The organism is Micromonospora sp. WMMD1120 (assembly GCF_029626235.1).
Lineage (GTDB): Bacteria > Actinomycetota > Actinomycetes > Mycobacteriales > Micromonosporaceae > Micromonospora.
The window spans coordinates 523988-549013 of record NZ_JARUBO010000005.1 but is presented as its reverse complement, the minus strand read 5'-3'; the positions used below and the strand labels follow the sequence as shown (position 1 = coordinate 549013).

Annotated in this window: 21 protein-coding genes and 2 pseudogenes; 11 read left to right on the top strand and 12 right to left on the bottom strand. The window is 72.3% G+C overall.

The window, feature by feature from the left end; genetic code table 11:
• Positions 1-51 precede the first annotated feature (51 nt).
• Genes O7634_RS02615 through O7634_RS02590 form a run of 6 tightly spaced genes read right to left on the bottom strand, consistent with a single transcriptional unit; the run spans position 52 to position 3674 of the window.
• The gene (locus O7634_RS02615; protein ID WP_278148577.1) at positions 52-450 is read right to left on the bottom strand and encodes a Fur family transcriptional regulator; all 399 of its coding nucleotides are present in this window, start codon (positions 448-450) and stop codon (positions 52-54) included.
• Positions 447-746 carry a metalloregulator ArsR/SmtB family transcription factor gene (locus O7634_RS02610; RefSeq protein WP_278148576.1) on the bottom strand — a complete coding sequence of 100 codons (300 nt, stop codon included), beginning with the start codon at positions 744-746 and terminating at the stop codon, positions 447-449. Before O7634_RS02610 ends, O7634_RS02615 begins: the two co-directional genes overlap by 4 nt.
• Positions 747-789: 43 nt before the next feature.
• Entirely contained in the window at positions 790-1656 is an 867-nt protein-coding gene (locus tag O7634_RS02605) for a metal ABC transporter permease (protein ID WP_278148575.1), read from the bottom strand.
• Positions 1657-1659: 3 nt separating this feature from the next.
• On the bottom strand, positions 1660-2421 hold the full coding sequence (locus tag O7634_RS02600) for a metal ABC transporter ATP-binding protein (protein ID WP_278148574.1): 762 nt from the start codon (positions 2419-2421) through the stop codon (positions 1660-1662).
• Complete coding sequence (locus tag O7634_RS02595; protein ID WP_278148573.1) at positions 2418-3362, bottom strand: metal ABC transporter substrate-binding protein; 945 nt, start codon at positions 3360-3362, stop codon at positions 2418-2420. The genes O7634_RS02600 and O7634_RS02595 overlap by 4 nt, the downstream gene beginning before the upstream one ends.
• Before the next feature lie 54 nt (positions 3363-3416).
• Positions 3417-3674 (bottom strand): hypothetical protein, encoded by a 258-nt coding sequence (locus O7634_RS02590; RefSeq protein ID WP_278148572.1) that lies wholly within the window; start codon positions 3672-3674, stop codon positions 3417-3419.
• 29 nt (positions 3675-3703) lie between these two features.
• On the opposite strand from O7634_RS02590, the gene O7634_RS02585 reads away from it, so the two are divergent.
• The 4 genes from O7634_RS02585 to dusB all read left to right on the top strand — a co-directional run bounded on the left by O7634_RS02585 (position 3704) and on the right by dusB (position 7280).
• A complete protein-coding gene (locus O7634_RS02585) occupies positions 3704-4045 on the top strand; it encodes an antibiotic biosynthesis monooxygenase (RefSeq protein WP_278148571.1) in 342 nt (113 codons plus the stop codon).
• Positions 4046-4069: 24 nt separating this feature from the next.
• Positions 4070-4549, top strand: a complete 480-nt coding sequence (locus O7634_RS02580; RefSeq protein WP_278148570.1) for a hypothetical protein — start codon at positions 4070-4072, stop codon at positions 4547-4549.
• A gap of 114 nt (positions 4550-4663) precedes the next feature.
• A complete protein-coding gene (locus O7634_RS02575; protein ID WP_278148569.1) occupies positions 4664-6043 on the top strand; it encodes a glycine--tRNA ligase in 1380 nt (459 codons plus the stop codon).
• Positions 6044-6107: 64 nt separating this feature from the next.
• Positions 6108-7280: a tRNA dihydrouridine synthase DusB gene (gene dusB / locus O7634_RS02570; RefSeq protein WP_278148568.1), complete on the top strand. Its 1173-nt coding sequence runs from the start codon at positions 6108-6110 to the stop codon at positions 7278-7280.
• Between the two features lie 184 nt (positions 7281-7464).
• On the opposite strand, the gene O7634_RS02565 is transcribed toward dusB, so the two are convergent.
• Positions 7465-8124, bottom strand: coding sequence for a C39 family peptidase (locus O7634_RS02565; protein ID WP_278148567.1), 660 nt, complete (start codon positions 8122-8124; stop codon positions 7465-7467).
• Between the two features lie 657 nt (positions 8125-8781).
• On the bottom strand, positions 8782-10542 hold the full coding sequence (locus O7634_RS02560; RefSeq protein ID WP_278148566.1) for a beta-N-acetylhexosaminidase: 1761 nt from the start codon (positions 10540-10542) through the stop codon (positions 8782-8784).
• A 313-nt stretch (positions 10543-10855) separates the two neighbouring features.
• Here O7634_RS02560 and ppdK point away from each other — a divergent pair, with 313 nt between their 5' ends.
• From ppdK to O7634_RS02540, 4 genes are all read left to right on the top strand, one after another.
• Positions 10856-13618 (top strand): pyruvate, phosphate dikinase, encoded by a 2763-nt coding sequence (gene ppdK, locus O7634_RS02555; RefSeq protein WP_278148565.1) that lies wholly within the window; start codon positions 10856-10858, stop codon positions 13616-13618.
• A gap of 189 nt (positions 13619-13807) precedes the next feature.
• On the top strand, positions 13808-14167 hold the full coding sequence (locus tag O7634_RS02550) for a VOC family protein (protein WP_278148564.1): 360 nt from the start codon (positions 13808-13810) through the stop codon (positions 14165-14167).
• 102 nt (positions 14168-14269) lie between these two features.
• Complete coding sequence (locus tag O7634_RS02545; RefSeq protein ID WP_278148563.1) at positions 14270-15526, top strand: deoxyguanosinetriphosphate triphosphohydrolase; 1257 nt, start codon at positions 14270-14272, stop codon at positions 15524-15526.
• A 15-nt stretch (positions 15527-15541) separates the two neighbouring features.
• Entirely contained in the window at positions 15542-16387 is an 846-nt protein-coding gene (locus O7634_RS02540; protein ID WP_278148562.1) for a siderophore-interacting protein, read from the top strand.
• 7 nt (positions 16388-16394) lie between these two features.
• Here O7634_RS02540 and O7634_RS02535 read toward each other — a convergent pair whose 3' ends face one another.
• Complete coding sequence (locus O7634_RS02535; protein ID WP_278148561.1) at positions 16395-17600, bottom strand: low temperature requirement protein A; 1206 nt, start codon at positions 17598-17600, stop codon at positions 16395-16397.
• A 113-nt stretch (positions 17601-17713) separates the two neighbouring features.
• On the opposite strand from O7634_RS02535, the pseudogene dnaG reads away from it, so the two are divergent.
• Positions 17714-19616, top strand: a pseudogene (gene dnaG / locus O7634_RS02530) (DNA primase).
• The gene (locus O7634_RS02525; protein WP_278148560.1) at positions 19617-20153 is read left to right on the top strand and encodes a hypothetical protein; all 537 of its coding nucleotides are present in this window, start codon (positions 19617-19619) and stop codon (positions 20151-20153) included. It abuts the pseudogene before it with no gap.
• 9 nt (positions 20154-20162) lie between these two features.
• On the opposite strand, the gene O7634_RS02520 is transcribed toward O7634_RS02525, so the two are convergent.
• A complete protein-coding gene (locus O7634_RS02520; RefSeq protein ID WP_278148559.1) occupies positions 20163-21182 on the bottom strand; it encodes a TAXI family TRAP transporter solute-binding subunit in 1020 nt (339 codons plus the stop codon).
• A pseudogene (locus O7634_RS02515) lies at positions 21179-22755 on the bottom strand (TRAP transporter fused permease subunit). Before O7634_RS02515 ends, O7634_RS02520 begins: the two are co-directional and overlap by 4 nt.
• Positions 22756-23666: 911 nt before the next feature.
• On the opposite strand from O7634_RS02515, the gene O7634_RS02510 reads away from it, so the two are divergent.
• Entirely contained in the window at positions 23667-24599 is a 933-nt protein-coding gene (locus O7634_RS02510) for an ABC transporter ATP-binding protein (protein WP_278148558.1), read from the top strand.
• Positions 24600-24741: 142 nt separating this feature from the next.
• Here O7634_RS02510 and O7634_RS02505 read toward each other — a convergent pair whose 3' ends face one another.
• Entirely contained in the window at positions 24742-24969 is a 228-nt protein-coding gene (locus O7634_RS02505) for a flavin reductase (protein WP_278148557.1), read from the bottom strand.
• Positions 24970-25026 lie beyond the last annotated feature (57 nt).

The following is a 25026-nucleotide window of genomic DNA, read 5'->3' as shown; positions in this document are numbered from 1 at the left end:
GGTCAGCGTGTCACGAACCCGTCGGGACCGGCACCCGTCGGATCGGCCTGGTCAGCGGAGGCAGGCCGGGCAGGTGCCGAAGATCTCCAGGGTGTGGCTGACGTCGGCGTAGCCGTGCTGGGTGGCGACCCGGTCGGCCCAGCTCTCCACCGCCGGGCCGGCCACCTCGACGGTACGCCCGCAGGCCCGGCAGACCAGGTGGTGGTGGTGCCCCTCGCTGCACCGGCGGTAGAGGTGCTCGCCACCCGGCGGGCGCATCACGTCGATCTCGCCCGCGTCGGCCAGCCCCTGAAGGGTGCGGTAGACGGTGGTCAGGCCGACCCGCTCGCCGCGCTGGCGCAGCATGGCGTGCAGGTCCTGGGCGCTGTGGAAGCCCTCCATCTCGCCCAACAGCGCGCTCACCGCCGAGCGCTGCCGGGTGTTGCGCACCGCGGCGCCGCTCTCGCTCATGACCCCTCCCCGGCGTGGCTGACCGCGTCCGCCACGATGTGTGCGACATGCTCGTCGACCAGGCTGTACGCGATCTCCCGGCCACGGCGGGAGCCGCGCACCACACCCGCCCCACGCAGCACCCGCAGGTGCTGGGAGACGAGTGGCTGCGCGGCCCCGAGCTTCTCCACCAGCTCGTGGACGCACCGTTCGCCGCCGGACAGCTCGCTGACGATGGCCAGCCGGATGGGTGCGGACAGGGCACGGAGCAACTCGCTGGCCCCGTCGAACCCGTCATAGCCCGTCGCGCTGGTCATCAGGCAACGGTAACCAATACCACTGAGGTCCTGCCGCTGAGGATCAGCTCAGCACCACCTCGTGCGGCTCCGGCACCGGCGTGGCGGCCGGTGTCGCCCGGCGGCGCAGCGTCCGCCAGACGCCACCGGCCACGGCCACGACCAGGAAGGACGCGATCGCCACCAGGACCACCGAGGCGCCCGGAGCGGTGTCGGCGGTGGCCGCGATCCACACACCCGAGCCGGCGGCGAACAACCCGAGCGCCATCGCGGCGGCCATCGTGCTCCGGAACCCCCGGGTGACCTGTTGGGCGGTGGCGACCGGCACCACCATCAGGGCGCTGATCAGCAGCACGCCGACGGCCCGCATCGCGATGGTCACGGTGACCGCCGTGGCGACCGCGATGAGCAGGTTCAGGGTCCGGACCGGCAGGCCGGAGACCCGGGCGTACTCCTCGTCGTGGCTGACCGCGAAGAGGGCCGGCCGCAGCGCGATCATCGTGACCAGGATGGCCGCGCCGAGCACCCCGATGGTGAGCAGGTCGGCGGGGGAGATGGTGGTCAGCGACCCGAACAGGTAGGCGTTGAGGTTCGCGCTGGTCGCGTCGGAGAGGCCGACCAGCAGCACACCGCCCGCGATGCCCCCGTAGAAGAGCAGGGCCAGGGCCAGGTCACCGGAGGTACGCCCGCGGGCGCGGACCACCTCGATGGCGATCGCGCCGATGGTGGCGGCGATCACCGCGACCAGCACCGGGGAGCGGTTGAGGAGCAGGCCGGCCCCGACGCCGGTCAACGCCACGTGCCCGACACCGTCGCCGATCAGCGCCAACCGGCGCTGCACCAGGTAGATGCCGAGCGCCGGCGCGGCCAGGCCGATCACCAACGCGCCGATCAGGGCGCGCTGCATGTAGGGGTACTGGAAGAGTTCCATGGGTCAGTTGCTCCACAGCCCGGCGGGCTCGTCGTAGCAGTGCGGATGCACGTGGTCGTGGCCGGGCTCCGCGTGATGCCCGGCCGGGTCCGGCACCGCGCCGTCGTGGGCGATGCGACCCTCGTGTACGACGACAGCCCGGCTGATCACCGGCCGCAGCGGACCCAGCTCGTGCGCGACGAGCAGCACCGTCCCGCCGCCGGCCACGAAGTCGCGCAGCGCGTCGGCGAACGCCTCCTGGCTGACCGCGTCCACACCGGCGGTGGGCTCGTCGAGCACCAGCAGCTCCGGCTCGCCGGCCAGTGCCCGGGCGATCAGGGTGCGCTGCTGCTGGCCGCCGGAGAGCGTGGACACCGGGTCGCCGGCCCGGTCGGCGAGCCCGACAGCGAGCAGGGCGGCGTCGACGGCGGCCCGGTCGGCGCGACCGGGGGGCCGCAGCACTCCCCGGCGGGCCAGCCGGCCGGAGGCCACCACCTCGCGGACGGTGGCCGGTACGCCGCCGCCGGCGCCCAGCCGCTGCGGGACGTACCCGATGCGGGCCCACTGCCGGAAGCGCCGCACCGGCCGGTCGAAGAGGGTGACCGAGCCGGCGCTGATCGGCACCAGCCCGAGCACGGCGCGGATCAGCGTCGACTTGCCGGAGCCGTTGGCGCCGAGCACCGCTACCACCTCGCCGGCGGTCACCGTGAACGAGACGTCCCGGAGCACGGGGCGGCCGTCGTAGCCGACCACCCCGTGCTCGACGGTGATGACAGGTGCGGTCACGAGCAGCCCAGGGCCGTCTGTAGGGTCCGCAGGTTGGTACGCATGACGGAAAGGTAGTCCCCGTCGCTGCCCGCGGCGAGTCCTTCGATCGGGTCCAGCACCGCGGTCCTCGCGCCGACCTGACCGGCGATGGTCTCGGCGACCTTCGGGCTGACCAGCGTCTCGAAGAAGATCGTGGTGGCCCGGTGCTCCTTGGCCTCCTCGATCACGTGCGCCAGCCGCTGCGGGGAGGGCTCGACGTCCGGGCTCAGCCCGGTGATGCCGACCTGGTCGAGCTGGTAGCGGTCGGCCAGGTAACCGAACGCGGCGTGGCTGGTCACGATCTCCCGCCGCTGGCAGGTCGCGAGACCGGTGCGGAACTCGCCGTCCAGGGTCTCCAGGTCGGCGCGCAGCGCCGCGGCGCGGGCGGTGTAGTCGGCGGCGTGTTCCGCGTCGGCGGTGCCGAGCCGCTGGGCGAGCTGGTCGCCGATGCCGGCCAGTCGCGTCGGGTCGAGCCAGACGTGCGGGTCCTTGCCGCCGCCCTCCTCGGTGTGCCCCTCCTCACCCTCGTGGTCGTGCCCACCGGCGGACGCGTCCAGCAGCGGCTGCACGCTCGTCACGTCGAACGCCCGGTCGCCGCCGTTCTGCGCGACGGCGTCGTCCACGGCGGGCTGGAAACCCTTGAGGTAGACGATCAACTCCGCCTCGGACACCTGGCCGACCTGGCTCGGGTTGAGCTCCAGGTCGTGCGGCTCGGCGCCGGGCTTGGCCAGGTTCGTCACCCGGACGGCGTCGCCGCCGACCCGCTCGGCCAGGAACTGGAGGGGGTAGAACGCGGCCACCACGTCGACTCGCTGCGGGTCGGCGCCGGCGCCGTCGGTGGAGCAGCCGGCCCCGGCGCCCACTGTGAGCAGGGCGGTCGCGGCGGCGGCGAGGACACGGTACGTGGCGCGGTTGGTCATGTCCTCAACTGTCCGTGGCAACGATAATGATTGTCAAAAACGCATGATTGCATGTCAGAGCAGCTTCGCGAGGCCGACCGCCACCAGCAGGGTCAGCATCAGCAGTCGCACCAGCCGGGTCTGCGGCGTCTGAACCGCCCAGGTCGTCGCCAACAGGGCGATCAACACCCCGGCGAGCGCGAGCGTCAGCAGGGCGCCGACCACCCCCGGCGTGAAGAACGCCACCAGCACCACCACCAGGGTGAGCAGGAACACCGACGTCGGGTTCGCCCCGGCCAACCGGGCGAGCAGAGGGCGCTGCGTACGCTGCATCCCACAGACTCTACGAGGAGGCACCCCCGTTGCTGGTGACCAACCGGTTCGTGGTCGACGTCGACGCCGCCGACGACTTCACCGAGCGGGCGCACGCCGCCCTCACCGCGCTGGCCGCCCGCCCCGGCTACCTGCGGGGTCAACTGGTCCGCGCGCTCGACGCCCCGCGGTACTGGTCGCTGGTCACCGAGTGGGAGTCGGTCGGCACCTACCGGCGGGCCCTGGGCGCCTTCGAGGTCAAGGTCAGCGCCGTCCCGCTGCTCGCCGAGTCGGTCGACGAGCCCTCCGCGTACGAGGCGCTGGCCACCGCCGCCCCCGGCGGGGCCGTGGTGGTCGCCGAGAGTGATCGGGCTGCGGGTCCTTACCGCTGAGCCGCTGGACACTACGCTGCTCCTATGACCGCACCCGCCCCGCCACCCGGTCCCGGGGTGGCGCCGCCGTTCGCCGCGCCGCCCACCGAGGGCCGCCGGACCCGGCTCTGGATCGGCCTCGGCGTCGGCGCGCTCGCCGTGGCGCTCTGCTGCGGCGGGGGTGGCACCGCCGTCGTCGGCCTGGCCGTCACCGGCGTGCAGGCGATCCGCGAGCAGGCCCGCACCGTGACCGGCGACTACTATCAGGCGCTCGTCGAGCGCGACTACGGGCGGGCGTACGACCAGCTCTGCGACGACGCGCAGCGGCGGGAGTCCCGGCCCGAGTTCGAGCGGCGCGCCTCTGCCGAACCTCAGGTCACCGCGTTCCGGGTGGGCGAGGTGGACACCACCAACCTGACCGTGCCGGTCGACGTGACGCTCGCCGGTGGCGACCGGGATCAGCAGCAGGTCAGCCTCGGTCAGGACGGGCAGACCGGTGGCGTGGAGGTCTGCGGGGTCAGCTGACCCGCCAGCGGTATTCTGCTGGGCTCGGGGCGGCGGTGGTCGTACCGTTGTCCCGGACCGACCGTTCCATCCACATCTCGCCCCCGCCGACCGCCAGCCGGCGTAGGAGGAAACATGCCAGCCGACCGTATCGACGCCGTCGTCAGCCTCGCCAAGCGCCGAGGCTTCGTCTTCCCCTCCAGCGAGATCTACGGAGGCACCCGATCGGCGTGGGACTACGGCCCGCTCGGCGTGGAGCTGAAGGAGAACGTCCGCCGGCAGTGGTGGAAGACCATGGTCCAGCAGCGCGACGACGTCGTCGGTCTCGACTCCGCGGTGATCCTGGCCCGCAAGGTGTGGGAGGCGTCCGGCCACATCGCCGAGTTCGTCGACCCGCTCACCGAGTGCCAGTTCTGCCACAAGCGGTTCCGGGCCGACCACCTGGAGGAGGCGTACGCCGAGAAGCACGGCAAGCCGCTCACCTCGCTGTCGGAGCTGAACTGCCCCAACTGCGGCAACAAGGGCACCTTCACCGAGCCGAAGATGTTCAACGGCCTGATGAAGACCTACCTGGGCCCGGTGGAGAGCGACGAAGGGCTGCACTACCTGCGCCCGGAGACCGCGCAGGGCATCTTCGTCAACTACAAGAACGTCGAGACGGTCGCCCGCAAGAAGCCGCCGTTCGGCATCGCGCAGACCGGCAAGTCGTTCCGCAACGAGATCACCCCGGGCAACTTCATCTTCCGTACCCGTGAGTTCGAGCAGATGGAGATGGAGTTCTTCGTCGAGCCGGGCACCGACGAGCAGTGGCACGAGTACTGGCTCCAGGAGCGCTGGAACTGGTACCTCGACCTCGGCCTGTCGGCGGACAACCTGCGCCTCTACGAGCACCCCAAGGAGAAGCTGTCGCACTACTCGAAGCGGACCGTGGACATCGAGTACCGCTTCCAGTTCGGCGGCAGCGAGTTCGCCGAGCTGGAGGGTGTCGCCAACCGCACCGACTTCGACCTCTCCACGCACAGCAAGCACTCCGGCGTCGACCTGTCGTACTTCGACCAGAGCAAGAGTGAGCGCTGGATGCCGTACGTCATCGAGCCGGCCGCGGGTCTGACCCGCGCGGTGCTCGCCTTCCTGCTGGAGGCGTACGACGAGGACGAGGCGCCGAACACCAAGGGCGGCGTGGACAAGCGCACCGTGATGCGCTTCGACCCGCGGCTCGCCCCGGTCAAGGTGGCGGTGCTGCCGCTGTCCCGCAACGAGGCGCTGTCGCCGAAGGCCAAGGACCTCGCCACGCTGCTGCGCAAGCGCTGGGTGGTGGAGTTCGACGACTCGCAGGCGATCGGCCGCCGCTACCGCCGGCAGGACGAGATCGGCACCCCGTTCTGCGTCACAGTCGACTTCGACACGCTGGACGACAACGCCGTGACGGTCCGTAACCGGGACACCATGGCCCAGGAGCGGGTCTCCCTCGACCAGGTGGAGCGCTACCTGATCGAGCGACTCCCCGGCTGCTGAGACGCCGCGCACGGGGCCTCGGCCGACGCGAAAAGCGCCGGTCGGGGCCCCGTACACTTGTCCGGTGACTGCCTCGACCGTGTCCACGCCGCGCCCGTTGACCCTCGGGCCGCACCAGGTGTGGCCGCCGGTGGTGCTCGCGCCGATGGCCGGCATCACGAACGTGGGGTTCCGCCGGCTCTGCCGTGAGCAGGGCGGCGGCATCTACGTCTGCGAGATGATCACCACCAGGGCGTTGGTCGAACGCAACCCGAAGACGCTGCGCATGATCGCGTTCGGTGACGACGAGAAGCCCCGCAGCCTCCAGCTCTACGGCACCGATCCGGAGATCACCGCCGCCGCCGTGCGTATCGTCGTCGAACGCGACCTGGCCGATCACATCGACCTCAACTTCGGCTGCCCCGTACCCAAGGTCACCCGGCGTGGCGGCGGCGCGGCGCTGCCCTGGCGCCGCCGGCTCTTCGCACGGCTGGTCCGGGCCGCGGTGGCCGCCGCGGCGCCGGCCGGGGTGCCCGTCACGGTCAAGATGCGCAAGGGCATCGACGACGACCACCTGACGTACGTCGAAGCGGGGCTGGCCGCCCAGGAAGCCGGCGTGGCCGCTGTGGCCCTGCACGGGCGGACGGCCGCGCAGCGTTACTCGGGCACCGCCGACTGGGACGCGATCGCCACGTTGAAGCAGGCCCTCGACGTGCCGGTGCTCGGCAACGGCGACATCTGGGAGGCCGACGACGCGCTGCGGATGGTCGCGCACACCGGCGTCGACGGCGTGGTGGTCGGGCGCGGCTGCCTCGGTCGGCCGTGGCTCTTCGCCGACCTGGAGGCCGCCTTCAACGGCCGGCCGGAGCGGCGGCTGCCCACCCTCGGCGAGGTGGCGGTGACCATGCGCCGGCACGCCGAACTGCTCGTCGACCAGTTCTCGGCCGGCGCCCGCAACCCGGCGCGGGGCGAACGCGACGGCTGCACCGACTTCCGCAAGCACGTCGCCTGGTACCTCAAGGGCTTCCCGGTCGGCGGCGAACTGCGCCGCTCGCTCGCGATGATCGAGAGCCTGGCCCAGCTCGACGACCTGCTCGGCAAGCTCGACCCGGCGGAGCCGTTCCCGGTCACCGCCCTGGGGCAGCCGCGCGGGCGCACCAACGCGCCGGGCAAGGTCGCCCTGCCCGACGGCTGGCTGGTCGACCGCGACGACGACACGGTGCCCGAGGGCGCCGAGATGGACGACTCCGGCGGCTGACGGTCGGGCTGTTGTCGGGTGGTCGGGCGCGCCGTTGCCGGGCGCCGGGTCCGACCTCCGGTGCGCGTCGCTGCGGACGCCCGGGTGACCTCCGGTGCGCGTCCTGCGGACGGCCCGGGTGCGGAGATGGTGAAGGGCCGGGCCCCGGGTGGGGTCCGGCCCTTCGTGAGTGCCTGTAGTTGGGTCAGCTGGCGGCGTAGCCGCGGGTGGCGATCCAGTCGGCGAGGTGCTCGACGGTGATCTGGTAGGAGGCGGTGTCGGGGTTGGCGGAGTCGGCGATCGTGACGACGTTGCCGTTGTCGCGGTAGCCGGTGACGCTGATGTAGTGCCCGCCCTCGTAGGAGTGGGTGTTGCCGTCGGTGTCGGTGCTGGTGCCGGCGATGTTGGCGACCACGGCGCGGCCGTCGTCGATGGTCTTGACGATGTCGGCGCGGAGCTGGTCGGTCTGCGCGGTGTTGGCGTCCGGGGTGCTGATCTCCACGGAGCGGTAGGCGTTGGCCTTGCCGGTCTCCTTGTTCAGCACGGGGGTGATGTCGTTGATGGAGTTGGTGCCGGCCTCGGTGGTGCCCATCTCCTTGGCCATGTCGTCGACGTTGATGTTCTTGCCCTGGACGGACAGGGCGTTGCGGGTGGCGGCGGGGCCGCAGTAGTAGAAGTTCGGCTGGGCCTCGTAGCGCACGCCGAGTTCCCGCTCACCGTGACCCTTGCGGTCGGTGACCGTCTGGGTGGTGGGCTTGGCGTCGGCCATGGCGTAGGCCGCGGTGACGGGGCCTGCGATGGCGCCACCGGTGAAGGCGAGGCCGGCGGCGGTCAGAGCGGTCTTGCGAATCAGATCGGTACGCATGATGGCGTGCTCCTCTGCATTCGGGGGATAGACCCACACGATGGGGGGTGTGTTCGTGCGGGGAAGATCGGGGTGCCCGGCGGCCCTGCGGTGGGGTCGGCATCGGGACCGGGTGTAACGACACCCGACCGGGGCTCATTCCCGGGCCCCGGGGACCCGCGACAGGTGCGGCCCGGAGGTGTAACCGGGCGGCGCCGGCCGGTGTTCCCGGCTCGGGCCGAGGCTTGAGGGCCGGGGCCACGATCGCGACGGGCGAGGCCGGTGTGGCGTCGGGGCCGGGGCTCGCGGGTGTTGCGGTGTCCAACTCGACCGGCCCGGCCGGTGTTCCCGGCGGCTGCCCTGCGCCGCCAGCTGACAGTCGCGGCGGCGTGCCAGGTATAACGGCCTCACCCCGGCGGGGATTCCGCCGTCAGAGTGGCCCCGCCCACGGGACGCGAGGCGGCAAACCGGACGAATGGCCCATCGGGCGGTCTGCCGCACGAACACCCACGGGACCGGTCTGCCGCGAACACCCAGCGGGCGGTCCGCCGGATGACCACCGGATTCGGGCGGTCCGCCGCCACCGCCCATCCGAGTGATCCACTCGGCTTGCTGGAAGTCGGGCCTTCCGGCTGTGTGGGATGGCCCGGTTTCACGGAAGCCGAGTCGATCACCCGATCACGACTGGTTGCTCCCGTCCGGGCGGGATGCGGCGGTGTCGGCCTCGGGTGCGGGGCGCTGGCCGGGGATGCCCCGGGCGCTCGGCCAGGGGATCTCGGGCGCGCGGTGGAAGGTGATGCCGGCGGCTGTCCAGCGGGGGCCCTGCCCGGCCAGGCGGTCACGGAAGTTGGCCCAGTCGTGGGTGTGGCGTGGGGACCAGCCCAGCTCGGCGATCGCGGGGAGACGGGGCAGGAGCAGGAACTCGATGTCGGTCAGCGAGGTGACCGATTCGGTCCAGAGCGGGGCCTCCACGCCGAGGACGGCAGTCGCGGGCACGTCGGCGACGTGGCTGCCCGGGTCCCAGTCGTACGCCGTGTGGACGTCGATCAGGCCGGCCCAGTCGTGCCCGATCGGGGTGTCCGGGGCGTACTTCATGTCCAGGTATGCGTGGTTACCGGGGGAGAGGACCAGCCGGGCGCCCCGGCGTACGGCGTCGGCGGTGGTGGGGTCTTCGCCGTTGGTGCCCCACCACTGCAGGACGCGTCCGTCGCTGTGGGCGGCCGGCGCGAGCTGGTGCCACCCGACGACGCTCTTGCCGAGGTCGGCCACGATGCGCTGGACCCGCTCGACGAAACCGGTGTAGACAGCGCCCTTGACCTTGAACGCCTCGTCACCGCCGACGTGCAGCCACGGTCCGGGGGTCAGCGCGGCCACCTCGCCCAGGACGTCGGCGACGAAGTCGTACGTCCGCTCGTCGGATGGGTCGACGTAGCTGAAGCCGACCTCGGTGCCGGTGTACGGCGGTGGCGCGATCTTGTCCGGTGCCAGGTGCGGGTACGCGACGAGCGCCGAGTTGGTGTGCCCGGGAAGGTCGATCTCCGGGACGACGGTGATGTGGCGGGCGGTCGCGTAGGCGACGATCCGGGCGTAGTCGGCCTTCGTGTAGTGCCCACCGGGGCCGCCGCCGACCTCGGTGGCGGCGCCGACAGTGGTCAGCTCCGGCCACGAGTCGACGGTGATCCGCCAGCCCTGGTCGTCGGTGAGGTGCAGGTGCAGGTGGTTGAGCTTGTAACGGGCCAGGTGGTCGATGACCCGCAGCACGTCCTCGACGCCGAAGAAGTGGCGGGCGACGTCGAGCATCGCTCCCCGGTACGGGAACCGGGGCGCGTCGGTGATCGTGCCGCGGGGAAGCGCCCAGCGTTCGGTGACCGGGACCGGACTCTCGATCGCCGCCGGCAGTAGTTGGCGCAGCGTCTGCACGCCGTAGAAGAGGCCGGCGGCGGTGGCCGCGGTGAGGCGGACCCCGTCGGTGGTGATGTCGAGCCGATAGCCCTCCGCGCCGAGGTCGGCGCTGTCGTGCCCTGCGCCGGGGTCGGCGCTGTCGTGCCCTGCGCCGGGGTCGGCGCTGTCGTGCCCTGCGCCGAGGTCGGCGCTGCTGTTGAGCACCAGGGCGATGCCGCCGGCGGGCTCCGGGGTGATGGCGTCGGTGACCGGTAGCGGGTAGCCGGTGGCGGGGCGCAGCAGCCCGGCGAGCTGCTCGGCGACCGCGAGCGCGGCCGGGTCGGCGCTGACCGCGATGATCGCGTCCGGTGGCAGCACCCATGCCCCGGCCGGCCCGAGCTCGACCTGCCGCGGGGCGGGCACCACCTCGTCCAGGCGGTGCGGGGCGGGTGGGGTGAGCAGGTCGCCGGCGGTCCGCTCGGCGGCCTGGGCCAGCGCGGCCGCTGCCGGCTCCCGCGCCGGAACGGCGGCGGAGCTGGGGGAGGGGATGGTCGACACGGTGGCGACTCCGGGGTGTATTCGCGTGGGTTATGGCAAAAGCGAGGTTCACCGGCTGGCGTGCCGTCAAGCGTACGACGGTGGGCGGGGGTGCGTGATGGTGCGCGTGGAAGCGTTCCCAAAAACCGGTACGAACACGGATAGTCGTGATAGCTGTGCCAATTGTCACCGAACGGTCCCAGGTCGCTCGATGGTCGCTTAACCTTCGCCCACCGATCAGCGTCGACCCCGGGATTACCGGCGGTCCACCTCGGGGAAGAAGAAAACTGAACCTTCGTTAAGTTTCCGTCCGGCGCGTGTTGTGGAGGCTCTGGTGGCAGCGCAAGAGACCGTCGATCACAAGTACGTCTATGACTTCTCCGAAGGCAACAAGGACCTCAAGGACCTGCTCGGCGGCAAGGGAGCCAACCTCGCCGAGATGACGAACCTCGGCCTGCCCGTACCGCCGGGCTTCACCATCACCACCGAGGCCTGCCAGGCGTACCTCGCGACCGGACGGGAGCCGGACGGACTCGCCGCCCAGATCGAGGCGCACCTGGAAGCACTGGAGCGCGCGATGGGCAGGCGGCTCGGCGACCCGCGGGACCCCCTGCTGGTGTCCGTCCGCTCCGGCGCCAAGTTCTCCATGCCCGGCATGATGGAGACCGTCCTCAACGTCGGTCTCAACGACCAGAGCGTGATCGGGCTCGCCGCGCAGGCCGGCGGCTCCGCCGACCCGGCCGCCTCCGGCGGCTCCGCCGACCCGGCCGCCTCCGGCGGCAACGACAGGTTCGCCTGGGACTCCTACCGCCGGCTCATCCAGATGTTCGGCAAGACCGTCTGCGAGGTGCCCGGCGAGGAGTTCGAGCACGCGCTCGACGAGGTCAAGAACGCCAAGGGCACCCACAACGACCTGGATCTGGACGCTGACGACCTACGGGGGCTCGTCGACGCGTACAAGAAGATCTTCTCGAAGCACACCGGCCGGGAGTTTCCGCAGGAACCGCGCGAGCAACTCCACCTGGCCATCCGTGCCGTCTTCGACTCGTGGAACGCCGAGCGGGCGGTGCTCTACCGGCGCCAGGAGCGGATTCCGGCCGACCTCGGCACCGCTGTCAACGTGGTGAGCATGGTCTTCGGCAACCTCGGGCCCGACTCCGGCACCGGCGTCGCGTTCACCCGCGACCCGGCCAGTGGCGCCCAGGGCATCTACGGCGACTACCTGGCCAACGCCCAGGGTGAGGACGTCGTCGCCGGCATCCGTAACACGGTGCCGTTGCAGGAGTTGGAGCGGCTCGACAAGACCTCCTACGACGAGCTGCTCGGCATCATGGCCCGGCTGGAGGAGCACTACCGGGACCTCTGCGACATCGAGTTCACCATCGAACGCGGCAAGCTGTGGATGTTGCAGACCCGGGTCGGCAAGCGCACCGCCGCCGCCGCGTTCGTCATCGCCGGGCAACTCGTCGACGAAGGGCTGATCGACCTGGACGAGGCGCTGCACCGGGTCAACGGCGCCCAACTGGCGCAGCTGATGTTCCCCCGCTTCCAGCTCGACCACGAGTTCGAGCCGGTCGCCACGGGCATCGGCGCGTCGCCGGGCGCGGCGTCCGGGAAGGTCGTCTTCACCTCGGCGCGGGCCGTCGAGCTGGCCGCCGAGGGCGAGTCGGTGATCCTGGTCCGCCGGGAGACCAACCCCGACGACCTGAACGGCATGATCGCGGCGAAGGGCATCCTCACCTCGCGGGGCGGCAAGACCAGCCACGCCGCCGTGGTGGCCCGGGGGATGGGCAAGACCTGCGTCTCCGGCGCCGACGAGATCGACGTCAACGTCCCGGCGAAGCGGTTCGCGGTGGCCGGGCAGACAGTCAACGAGGGCGACGTCGTCTCCATCGACGGCACCACCGGCAAGGTCTACCTCGGCGAGGTGCCGGTCACGCCGTCGGAGGTGGTGCAGTACTTCGAGGGCAGCCTCGACCCCGAGCGCGTCGACGACGCGCTGGTCCGGGCCGTACACCGGATCATGACGCACGCCGACGGGAAGCGGCGGCTGGCGGTCCGCACGAACGCCGACACCGGCGCGGACGCGGCGCGGGCCCGGCGCTTCGGCGCCGAGGGCATCGGGCTGTGCCGCACCGAGCACATGTTCCTCGGTGACCGGCGGGAGCTGGTCGAACGGCTGATCCTGGCGCGGGCGGAGGGTGAGCGGGAGGCGGCGCTGGCGGCGCTGCTGCCGTTGCAGCGCGCCGACTTCGAGGAGATCTTCCGGGAGATGGACGGCCTGCCGGTCACCGTCCGGCTGATCGACCCGCCGCTGCACGAGTTCCTGCCACCGTTGGAGCAGCTCGCCGTCAACGTCGCTGTCGCTCAGGAACGCGGTGAGGACGTCGCCAAGGAGGAGGCCCTGCTCGCCGCCGTCCGGCGTATGCACGAGGAGAACCCGATGCTCGGGTTGCGTGGCGTCCGTCTCGGCCTGGTCATCCCCGGCCTGTTCGCGATGCAGGTCCGGGCCATCGCCGAGGCGGCGGTCGCGGTCACCCGCGCCGGCGGCGCCGCCTGTCCGGAGATCATGGTGCCGCTGGTCGGTGCGGTGCAGGAGTTGGAGACGGTCCGCGCCGAGGCCGAGCGGATCATCGCGGACGTGGTCGGGGACAGCGGGGTCGAGGTGCTGATCGGCACGATGATCGAGGTGCCCCGGGCGGCGCTGACCGCCGGGCAGATCGCCGAGGCGGCCGAGTTCTTCTCCTTCGGCACCAACGATCTGACCCAGATGGGCTGGGGCTTCTCCCGCGACGACGTCGAGGGCGCGTTCTTCTGGCGTTACCTGGAGCTGGGCATCTTCGGCATCTCGCCGTTCGAGTCGATCGACCGGGACGGCGTCGGCCGGCTGGTGCGCATCGCCGCCGAGGAGGGCAGGGCCGCGCGACCCGGACTGAAGCTCGGCGTCTGCGGCGAGCACGGGGGTGACCCGGACTCGGTGCACTTCTTCCACTCCGTCGGCCTGGACTACGTGTCCTGCTCGCCGTTCCGGGTGCCGGTGGCCCGGTTGGAGGCCGGGCGCGCCGCGGTGGAGACCGACGGGTCGGACAGCAGGTGACGCGAACCGGCGGCGGCCCGGTCACCCGGCCGCCGCCGGTGCTCGGATCGGCGGGCCAGGCCAGGTGGGCCGGGATGAGTGGCCGATCGTCGATGCGTCGTCGGCGGGCCGGGCGGCGGTGGCGGGCGTAATCTTGGCTCGCTCGCACACGGCCGATTGCGTACGCCGTCGAACGGGAAGGGTGACTGCATGACAAGCGTCTGGGAGAGCCTGACTGTCGATGCCCGCGATCCGGCCCGGCTGGCGCGGTGGTGGGCCGAGGCGCTCGGCTATCAGGTGGTCACCGAGCGACCGGACGAGGTGGAGATCCGTCAGTCCCCCGACCGTCTGCCCGGCCTGGTGTTCGTGCCGGTGGCCGACGGCAAGGAGCGCAAGAACCGCCTGCACCTCGACCTGCGTCCGGCCGACCGGGAGGCCGAGGTCGAACGGCTCGTCGACATGGGCGCCCGGCACGTCGACATCGGCCAGGGCGACGTCGAGTGGACGGTGCTCGCCGACCCGGAGGGCAACGAGTTCTGCGTGCTCCGCGAGCGCGAGCGCGAGGAGTGAGCCGGTTTTGCGAGCCCCGCAGTCGCGAGCGACGGCGGCTCAGGCGAGCGCGAGGAGTGAGCCGGTCGTGCGAGCCCCGCGGTCGCGAGCAGTGGCGGCTGCGTGAGGAGTGACCCGGAGGCTCGGCTGGTCGAGGAGCCGCCCAAGGACACCGGTCACCGTCGCTCACCGTACGAGCGCGACCGCGCCCGGGTGCTGCACTCGGCGGCGTTCCGCCGACTGGCCGCCAAGACCCAGGTGCACACCGCCGGCACCGACGACTTCCTGCGTACCCGGCTCACCCACTCGCTGGAGGTTGCCCAGATCGCCAGGGAGATGGGTTCCCGGCTCGGGTGCGACCCGGACGTGGTGGACGTGGCGGGGCTCGCTCACGACCTCGGCCACCCACCGTTCGGGCACAACGGTGAGGCCGCTCTGGACCTGCTCGCCACGCCCTGCGGGGGCTTCGAGGGCAACGCGCAGACGCTGCGGGTGCTGACCCGGCTGGAGGCGAAGGTGCTCGCCCCGGACGGGTCGTCCGCCGGCCTGAACCTGACCCGGGCGTCGCTCGACGCGATCGGCAAGTACCCCTGGCCGCGCCGGCCGGGGGAGCGCAAGTTCGGGGTGTACGCCGACGACGCGGCGGTGTTCACGTGGATCCGCGCCGACGCGCCCGGCGAGCGGCGGTGCCTGGAGGCGCAGGTGATGGACTGGGCCGACGACGTCGCGTACTCGGTGCACGACGTGGAGGACGGCATCCACGGCGGCTACGTCACGTTGCGGCCGCTGCTCGTGGACGCCGACGAGCGTGCCGCGCTCTGCGCCGACGTGGCCGCCGCCTACTCCGGGGAGTCCGCCGACGACCTGGCCGAGGTGCTCGTCGAGCTGCTGGCCGGTCCCCTGCTCGCCCCGCTCGCCGGGTACGACGGCAGTCACCGCGCGCAGGTCGCGTTGAAGGCCACCACCAGCCAGGTGACCGGGCGGTTCGTGTCGGCGGCGGTGGCCGCCACGGAGGAGCGGTTCGGTCCCGGTCCGCACCGCCGCTACGGTGCCGATCTGGTGGTGCCCCGCCTGGTCCGGGCGCAGTGCGCCCTGCTGAAGGGCATCGCGCTGCGGTACGTGATGCGCCGCAGCGGCTTCCGGGGCCGCTACGAGCGGCAGCGGACGATCCTGGCCGAGTTGGTCGCCGCGCTGGTCCGACGGGCCCCGGACGGGCTCGACCCGATCTACGCCGCGCTCTGGCGGGCAGCGCCGGACGACGCGGGCCGGCTGCGGGTGGTGATCGACCAGGTCGCCTCGCTCACCGATCCGGCGGCCGTGACCTGGCACACCCGCCTCATCGGGAAAGTTGCACCGCCGATCGTCGATGAGTCAGCTTAGGCTAGCCTAACTGGTATGACGGAACGTCCCAGGAACGTCACCTCGGCCCGGGTGCTGCGCACCGAGCGGCCCACCCCGCACCTGATCCGGCTCATCCTCGGCGGCGACGAGCTGGCCGACCTGCCGGTGGGCGAGTTCACCGACCACTACATCAAGGTGGTGTTCCCGCAGCCCGGCGTCGCGTACCCGCAGCCGATGGACCTCGCGGCCATCCGCCGGGACCTGCCGCGCGAGCAGTGGCCCCGGCTGCGCGCGTACACGGTGCGACGCTGGGACCCGCTGGCCGGGGAGCTGACGGTGGACGTGGTGCACCACGGCGACGAGGGGTTGGCCGGCCCGTGGGCCGCCGCCCTGCGCCCCGGCGACCCGGTGCGCTTCGTCGGCCCCGGCGGGGCGTACGCCCCGAACCCGGAGGCGGACTGGCACCTGCTGGTCGGCGACGAGAGCGCTCTGCCGGCGATCGCCGCCGCGGTGGAGCGGCTGCCGCTCGGCGCACCGGCGCACGTCTTCGTCGAGATCGCCGACCCGGCGGACGAGCAGAAGCTGCTCAGCCCGGCGGCGGTCACGCTGACCTGGCTGCACCGTGGCGACCGGCCGGTGGGCGAGGCGCTCGTCGAGGCGGTGCGCGCGCTGGAGTTCCCGGCCGGTCGGGTGCACGCCTTCGTGCACGGCGAGGCCGCCTTCGTCCGGGACCTGCGCCGGCTGCTGCGCGGGGAGCGGGGCGTACCGATGGACCAGCTCTCCATCTCCGGCTACTGGCGGCGGGGCATGGACGACGAGGGGTGGCGCTCCACCAAGGCGGACTGGAACCGGCAGGTGGCGGCCGAGGAGGAGAGCAGCGCGGGGGCGCTGGCCGCCTGAGGTCCCCTCATCCCGCCGGGGGTCGGTGCTCCGCGCCGGCTTGGGTGAGTCGTCGGTTGAGCAGCACCGCGTACCCGACGACCGCCGCGGCCAGCAGCGACAGCATCAGCCTCGGTTGGTGCACCGTCGTGGTGATCACGCAGGCCGAGACCACCCCGTAGCCGGCGATCGCCAACCGCACGGCGCTCGGCCGGGTCCACAGCCAGTACAGCGCCAGGCCGCACACCGTCCAGATCACAATCGACGCGCCCAGCAGCAGCCGCAGCTCCAGCGGCAGTCGGGGCGCGTCCGCGTCGATCAGCCGGACCGTCTGCCCGAGCGCCCAGCCGAGCAGCAACAGCGCGCCACCGAGCGGAATGTGCAGGTAGGTGTAGGCCTGCCCGCCACGCAGCCGACGCTGCAACAGGCGGGTGGTGACGAAGGTGGTGTAGATCCACCAGACGGCGGCCGGAATCAGGAAGGCCAACGCGGCGGTGAGGATCATGTGCGGCGGCGGGTGGTCCGGTACGGCGAAGAGCAGGTTGGCCAGCGCGCTGCCCAGCACGATGATGGTGAACTGCCCGATCCGTTCCGGCAGGTGCCGGTTGTCCACCGGCCAGCGGTTCAGCCAGCGGACGCCGACCCAGGGGGTGGCCAGCTCGATGGTCATCGCGGCGATCCACAGCGCCGGGCGCAGCTCGGCGGGTGCGGTCAGCGACGCCAGCCAGATCAGCCAACCCGACCCGAAGCCGATCAGGTAGACAGTTGTCACCACCCGGGCCATCGGGCTGGTCGGCCGGGCCCGGACGTACAGCAGGAGCAGCACCCCCCGCACGATCAGGTACCCGACCGGCAGCAGCACGCTCTCCGGAACCTCGTCGACCCCAAGCGTGATCGCGCCCGCGCCGACCAACGCGGCCAGGACCAGCAGGCGCTGCACCGCGTCGTCCGGGTCGAACCGGGTGTCGTAGAAGACCTGCCCCAGCCACGCCCACTGCACCACCACGAAGAGCCCGATCACGGTCAGCACGGCGCTCGGCGACGGGGTCACGTCGTCGCCCAGCCGGCGCACCACCGCCGCCAGGGCGTACACGAAGATGAGGTCGAGGAAGAGCTCCAGCCAGGTGGCGTGCCGGTGGCCGGCCTCGTCCGCCTGCGGGGCCTGGCCGCGCAGCCCGAACCAGCCCGCCAGCCATCTCGGCAGGTGGGGGGCCGCGGTTCGTACCCTGCGCATGTGGTCATGGTCCCCGGACGGCGCGGACCGGCGGGCCGGAACCGCGTAGCCGGCAGCGGCGGTCGCCACACCGGCGTCCCCCGGCCGGCGTGTCGTCGGTCCGGCAGGGCAGGATGTACGGCGAGGGGGTGGCGCATGGCTGGGCGGATCCGGGACGAGGACATCGCACTGGTCCGGGAACGCACCTCGATCGGGGATGTGATCTCCGAGACGGTCACCCTGAAGTCCGCCGGCGGCGGCAACCTCAAGGGGCTGTGCCCGTTCCACGACGAGAAGAGCCCGTCGTTCAACGTCTCGCCGGCCCGCAACGTGTGGTATTGCTTCGGCTGCGGGGCCGGCGGCGACGCCATCAAGTTCCTGATGGACGCCGACCACCTCAGCTTCGTGGAGTCCGTCGAGCGGCTGGCCGCTCGCGCCGGCATCCAACTGCGCTACGTCGAGGACGACCGGGGCGCCCCGCGTGCCCGCCCCCAGCAGGGGCAACGCCAGCGGTTGGTGGCCGCGCACGCCGCGGCTGTCGAGTTCTACCGGGCGCAGCTCGGCACCGCCGGCGCCCGGCCGGCCCGGGAGTTCCTGGCCCGACGCGGCTTCGACCGGGCCGCCGCCGAACGCTACGGCTGCGGCTTCGCGCCCGACGGCTGGGACCTGCTCACCAAGCACCTGCGCCAGCAGGGCTTCACCCACCAGGAGCTGGTCACCGCCGGGCTGTCCCGGGAGGCCCGTTCCGGCAGCCTGATCGACAGGTTCCGCCGCCGCCTGCTCTGGCCGATCCGCGACCTGGCCGGCGACGTGATCGGCTTCGGCGCCCGCAAGCTCTTCGACGACGACGACGGCCCGAAATACCTGAACACACCCGAGACGCCGATCTACAAGAAGTCCCAGGTGCTCTACGGCATCGACCAGGCCAAGCGGGACATCGCCAAGCAGGGGCGGGCGGTGATCGTCGAGGGCTACACCGACGTGATGGCCTGCCACCTGGCCGGGGTGACCACGGCCGTGGCGACCTGCGGCACCGCCTTCGCCGCCGACCACATCGCCGTCCTGCGCCGGCTGCTGTTCGACAGCGACGAGGTGGCCGGCGAGATCATTTTTACCTTCGACGGCGACGCCGCCGGGCAGAAGGCCGCGCTGCGCGCCTTCGAGGACGACCAGCGCTTCGTCGGCCGCACGTTCATCGCGGTCAGCCCGGACAACATGGACCCGTGCGACCTGCGGCTGGCCAAGGGCGACCTGGCGGTGCGTGACCTGGTCGCGCGCCGCGAACCGCTCGTCGACTTCGCTCTCCGCCACGTGATCAGCCGCTTCGACCTGGACACGGTGGACGGTCGGGTGGAGGCCATGCGGCACGCCGCGCCCCTCGTCGCGCGACTCAAGGACCGGGAGAAGCGCCCGGAGTACGTCCGCAAGCTCGCCATGGACCTCGGGATGGAGATCGAGCCGGTGCAGCGGGCGGTGCTCGCCGCCGCCAACACCCCGCCGTCCGCCGGCCGTGACGCGCCACCCGCCGCCCGGCCCGCCCCGGCCCAACCCGAACCGGCGGTGGACAGCCCGCAGTCCATGGTCGAGCGGGAGGCGCTGAAGCTCGCCCTCCAACAGCCGGTCCTGGCCGGGCCGATGTTCGACGCCGTCGAGGCCACCGAATACCGCCACCCGGTGCACGTCGCGGTGCGTACGGCCATCGCGGCGGCCGGTGGCGCGGTGTCGGCGACCGGCGGCGCGGTCTGGATCGAGTCGGTCCGCGACGCCTGCGCCGACCTGGCCGCGGCGGCGCTCGTCGGTGAGCTGGCGGTCGAACCGCTGCGGATCGACGGCGAACCGGACCCCCGCTACGTGTCGATCACCATGGCGCGGGTGCAGTTCGGCTCGGTCACGGCCCGCATCCGCGACCTCAAGTCCCGCATCCAGCGGATCAACCCGGTCAACAACAAGGACGACTACTTCGCCGCCTTCGGCGAGCTGCTGTCCCTGGAGCAGCACGCCCGGGCGCTGCGCGAGCAGGCCGCGGGAGGGCTCTAGATGGGACTGTTCAGTCGCAAGCCGAAGCTGCCGCCGGCCGACCGGCCGCCACTCGCCGCCGACGAGCGGGTGCTGGCGTGGGCGGCGGCCGGCAACGGCGAGGGCGACGGGGTGGTGGTCGCCACCAACCTCGGGCTGTGGCTGCCCGGCCGGGGCCACCGGATCGGCTGGCACAGCATCCTCAAGGCGGTCTGGTCCGGCCGGGAGTTGACGGTCACGCCCGCCGAACCCGTCGTCGAGCGGGACGGCTACGCGGTGGTCGCCGACGGTCCGGCCGAGACCTACCTCCTGCTCGACCCGGGCGAGCTGCCGCACCAGGTGCGGGCGCGGGTGACCCGCTCGGTCGCGTACACCCAACACCACCCGGTCCCCGGCGGCGCGGGGCGCGTCGCGGCCCGCCGGGTGGCCGGAGTCGACGGTCTGACCTGGACGGTCCGACTCGACCCCGGCACGCCGGCGGACGACGAGGCTCTTCTCGTCGAGATCGACGCCCTGGTCAGCGCGGCCCGCGCCGCCACCGCGCCGGCCGACGCCTGACCGACCGGGTCACTTCGCGCCCAGGTCCCGCAGCGCCTTCTCCGCGCCGCGGTGCAACGGCACCGGCTCGGTCCGGCGGGCCGTCTCCAGCGAGATGCCGCGGGCCGCCGGGTTCGCCTGGGCCAGCGTGTCCCGCTTGTCGAACACCGTCCGGGTGATCGCGCACGCCACGTTGGCGTCCAGGTCGCGACGGACCAACAACACGTTGGGTACGACGATGGTCGGCGTGTCGGTCGCCGTCCGGTACGCGTCCCGGCCGATCGTCCCGGCCTGGTAGGCGGGGCTCAACTCGGTCATCTTCGGCAGCAGCGACGCGATGTCGACGAACGTCACGGTGTCGCCGGCGGTGGTGAACAGATCCGTCAGACCGCCGGTGGGCAGGCCACCGGACCAGAAGAACCCGTCGATGCTGCCGTCCTTGACGCCCTCGACGGTCTTGGTGAGGTCGAGCCGCTGCGCCCGGACGTCCTTCGCCGGATCGAGGCCGGCGGCCTCCAGCAGCCGGTTCGCGATCACCTCGGTGCCGGACTTCGGGGAACCGGTGGAGATCCGCTTGCCGCGCATCCCGGCCACCGAGGTGATGCCGGAGTCCTTACGGACCACCACCTGCGTGTAGTTGTCGTAGATGCGGGCCAGCGCCTGCACCGGTTGCGGCGCGGTGAAGCTGCCCTTGCCCTCGACCGCGTTGACAGCGGTGTCGAACAGCGAGAACGCCACGTCGTACTGCCCGCCGACCAACTGCTCGACGTTCTGCACCGAGGCGCCGGTCTCGGCGGCGGTGCCGGTGAGCTTGCCGCCGGTGGCCCCGGACAGCTGCCCGGCCAGGGCGTTGCCGACCACGTAGTAGACGCCGGTGGCGTTGCCGGTGGCGATGCCCACCCGGGTCTCCCGGGTCACCTCGCAGGTGACCTCGCTGGCCGTGTCGTCGGTGGCCGCGCCGCCCTGCCGACCGCCGCAGCCGGTGGCGCCCGCCGTGATCAGGGCGAGCGCGCTCAGGCCCGCCGCGAGCCGTACGTCGATTCGTCTCACTGGTGCTCCTTTACGGGTTCGGCTGGTGATCCGGGTTCGGTCGGTGGTCGGGGCGACGGTCGGCGGGCCCGTCGCAGGAGGACGCCCGCCGCCGCGACGGCGGCGAGCGTCGCGCCGACGGCGACCGGAACGGGTTCGAGCCAGAGCAACGTGACGCCGCCGAGCGCGCCGAGCACCCGCTCCGGGACGCCGGCCGGCCCCACCCCGGGCAGCCAGCCACCGGCGGCGACGGCGAGGACCGCCACGCTGAGCGCGGTGACCACGGCGGCGACGGCGATCCGTCGCACACCGCCGATGCCGAGCAGGCCGAGCCCGGCGGGCGTCACGACGAACGCGATCGGGGTCAGGTAGGCCGGCAGCGCGTACCGCAGGGTCTGCCACATGGTCGGCACCAGCCGGCCGCCGGTGACGGCGGCGGCGGCCACCGCGGCGAGCGCGGTCGGCGGCGACACCTCGGAGAGTACGGCGAAGTAGAAGACGAACATCGCCACGGCGGGCGGGCTCACGCCCAGGTCGAACAGGGCCGGGCCGATGATCACCCACCCGATCACGAACGAGGCGGTGACCGGCACGGCCAGCCCCAGCAGGCTGAGCGCGACGGCGGCGAGCAGGGCCGTGAGCAGCAGGACCAGCGTCGGGTCCGAGGTGACCGCCTGTGCCCCGCCGACCAGCAGCGCCGCCGCCTGCGGCCCGAGGCCGGTCTTGGTGGTGGTCGCGGTGATGATGCCGGCGGCGGCGCACACCGCGGTGACCGCCAGCACCCCGCGTACGCCGGTGACGAGCGCTGTCACCAGCCGGGCCGGGGTGAGTCGGTGCCCCCGGTCCAGGTAGGACAGCGCGACGGTGAGGACGATGGCGAACACCACAGCCCTCGTCGCGGAGACACCGACCGCGAGGAACACGATGATCGCGATCAACGAGGCGAAGTGGTAGCCGAATCGGCCCAGCAGCCGCCACGGCGAGCCGACGTCGAGCACGACCGGGCGTATCCCGGACCGGCGGGCGTCGATCTCCACGGAGAGCAGGATGCCCAGGTAGTAGAGGACCGTCGGCACCGTCGCCCAGCCCAGCACCTGAAGGTAGGAGACGCCCAGGTATTCCGCGATGATGAACGCCGCCGCCCCCAGGGTGGGCGGGAGAGGATCGCGCCCACCCCGGCCGCCGCCAACATGCCGCCGGCACGCTCCGGCGGATAGCCGGCGCGGCGCAGCAACGGCCAGGTGACCGCGCCGATGCTCACCGTCGTCGCCGCACCCGAGCCGGAGACGGTGCCGAGCAGGAAGCCGGAGGCCACCGCCGTCCGACCGGCGGCGGTACGCGAGCGCCGGAACGCGGCGGCGGACAGGTCGACGAAGAACCGCCCGGCCCCGGACACCTCCAGCACCGCGCCGTAGATGGTGAACAGCACGATGTACGTGGCGGCCACGTCCAGCGGGGTGCCGTAGAAACCGCTGTCGGAGTTGTAGAACGCGTCCACCAGTTGACCGAAGTCGAGCCCGGCGTGCGCGACCGGCCAGGACTGCGGCAGCAGTCCGCCGTAGTAGCCGTACCCGAGGAACAGCAGGCAGACCACGGGCAGAACCCACCCTGTCGTACGCCGGCACGCCTCCAGCAGCAGGAGCAGCAGCACGGTGCCCAGCACCAGGTCCGCCGGCGCGAGCAGGCCCTGCCGGTCCAGGAACGCGTCGTAGCCGCCACCACCGGCACCGATCGTGATCGGCAGGACGGGGTAGAGGCAGGCCACCAGGGTCAGGCCGGCCAGCGCCCAGTCGGTGACGGTGGGTCGGGTCGACGCCGTCGCCCGGACGCTCTCGCCGTTCTGTCGCGGCGGGCGTCGTCGGGTCCAGCGCGGCAGGTCGGCCGGGTAGGCGAGGAAGACGAGCGGGAGTATGCCGGCCAGGAAGATGATCAGGTAGTACTTGCTGCCCTGCGACAGTGGGCGGAACACCTGCCAGAGGGCGAGCGCGCCGACCGCCAGCGCCGCCGCGCCGAGCAGCAGGCCCGCCGGTCCGGTCAGCGCCCGGCCGGGCTTCTCGTCCTCGAACCGGGCGGCCAGGTCCCGGGTGGCCGGCTCGGCGGTGTTGGTTGGCGCGGCGGTGTTGGTTGGCGCGGCGGTGTTGGTTGGCTCGGCGGCGTTGGTTGGCTCGGCGGTGTTGGTTGGCGCGGCTGTTCTGGCCGGCTCGGCGGGCACGCGCGGTCGGGGTGGGCTGTCGTTGGCGTGCGTGGCGGGTGCGCCGGTGGCGCGCGTGGGGGTGTCGTCGGCGGTGCCGGTGTGCGGCCCGTCGGGGGGAGAGTTGGCTGGTCGGGCGGGTGGCGGCGGACCATCGGGTGAGCTGATGGGCGACACAAGGGGACGATACCTGTCGATCGGCGGATGGACGTGGCACCGGCCGGTGTTTCCTCGTCGACGCCGCTGTCGACGGGTGGTCGGCCGGTCGGGTATTCACGTGGAGTTGTGTCGTATCCGGCGTCTACTGTCGGGCGATGACTGCGGGGCGAGCACTGATTCAGGCGCGCGGGCTGGTGAAGCGCTTCGATGACTTCACCGCCGTGGACGGCATCGACGTCGAGGTGCGGGCGGGTGAGGCGTTCGGTTTCCTCGGGCCGAACGGCGCGGGCAAGTCCTCCACCATGCGGATGGTCGGCTGCATCTCCCCACCCACCGCCGGTGAGCTGCGCATCCTCGGCCTGGACCCGGTGGCCGACGGGCCGGCGATCCGGGCCCGCCTCGGGGTCTGCCCGCAGCTCGACAACCTCGACCCGGAGCTGACCGTCCGGGAGAATCTGACCGTCTACGCCCGCTACTTCGGCATTCCGCGCCGGGCGGCGCGGGCACGCGCCGACGAGCTGCTCGACTTCGTCCAGCTCAGCGAGCGGGCCAACAGCAAGGTCGACCCGCTCTCCGGCGGCATGAAGCGCCGGCTGACCATCGCCCGCGCCCTGGTCAACGACCCGGAGATCGTGCTGCTCGACGAGCCGACCACCGGGCTCGATCCGCAGGCCCGGCACCTGGTGTGGGAGCGGCTGTTCCGACTGAAGCAGCAGGGCGTCACACTGGTGCTCACCACGCACTACATGGACGAGGCCGAGCAGCTCTGCGACCGGCTGGTGGTGATGGACGGCGGGCGGATCGTCGCGGAGGGCTCCCCCCGAGCGCTGATCGAGCGGCACTCCACCCGCGAGGTGGTCGAGCTACGGTTCGCCGCCGAGTCGCAGGAGCCGTTCGCCGCCAAGCTCGACGGTCTGGGGGAGCGGGTCGAGGTGCTGCCCGACCGGGTCCTGCTCTACGTGGCCGATGGCGACGTGGCGGTCGCGCAGGTGGCCGCCCTGGGGTTGCAGCCGGCGAACGTCCTGGTGCGGCGCAGCAGCCTGGAGGATGTCTTCCTGCACCTGACCGGCCGAACCCTGGTCGACTGATACGGCCCCGACGCGGCCGATCCAGCCAACGACGCGGTCCGGCCCCCCCGTCCTCGCACGATCTCGAGATCTTGGACAGTTTCCGTCATCACGTGACGGAAACTGTCCAAGATCTCCTTGTGTCGCAGCGACTCGTCGGCGCTCATCGGGTTCTGGCCCAGGTGAGGAAGCGGTCGGTCAGCGGGTCGACGCCGGGGAGGTCCCCGGTCGCCTCGTCGAGCAGCGTGGCGAGGTAGACGAGCAGGCCGGTCCGGTTCTCCCGGTACTCGCCGAGCAGCGCCAGGCGAGCCGGCGAGCACGGCCAGGCGGCCCCGCAGACCCGGCAGCGCCACGACGGGCGCGCCGCCACGTGCGGGCGGTAGCGGGGCATGGACACCTCCCATTGCTGCCAGTCGGCGGGCCGGGCGGATTGGATGGGGAGCGCCCC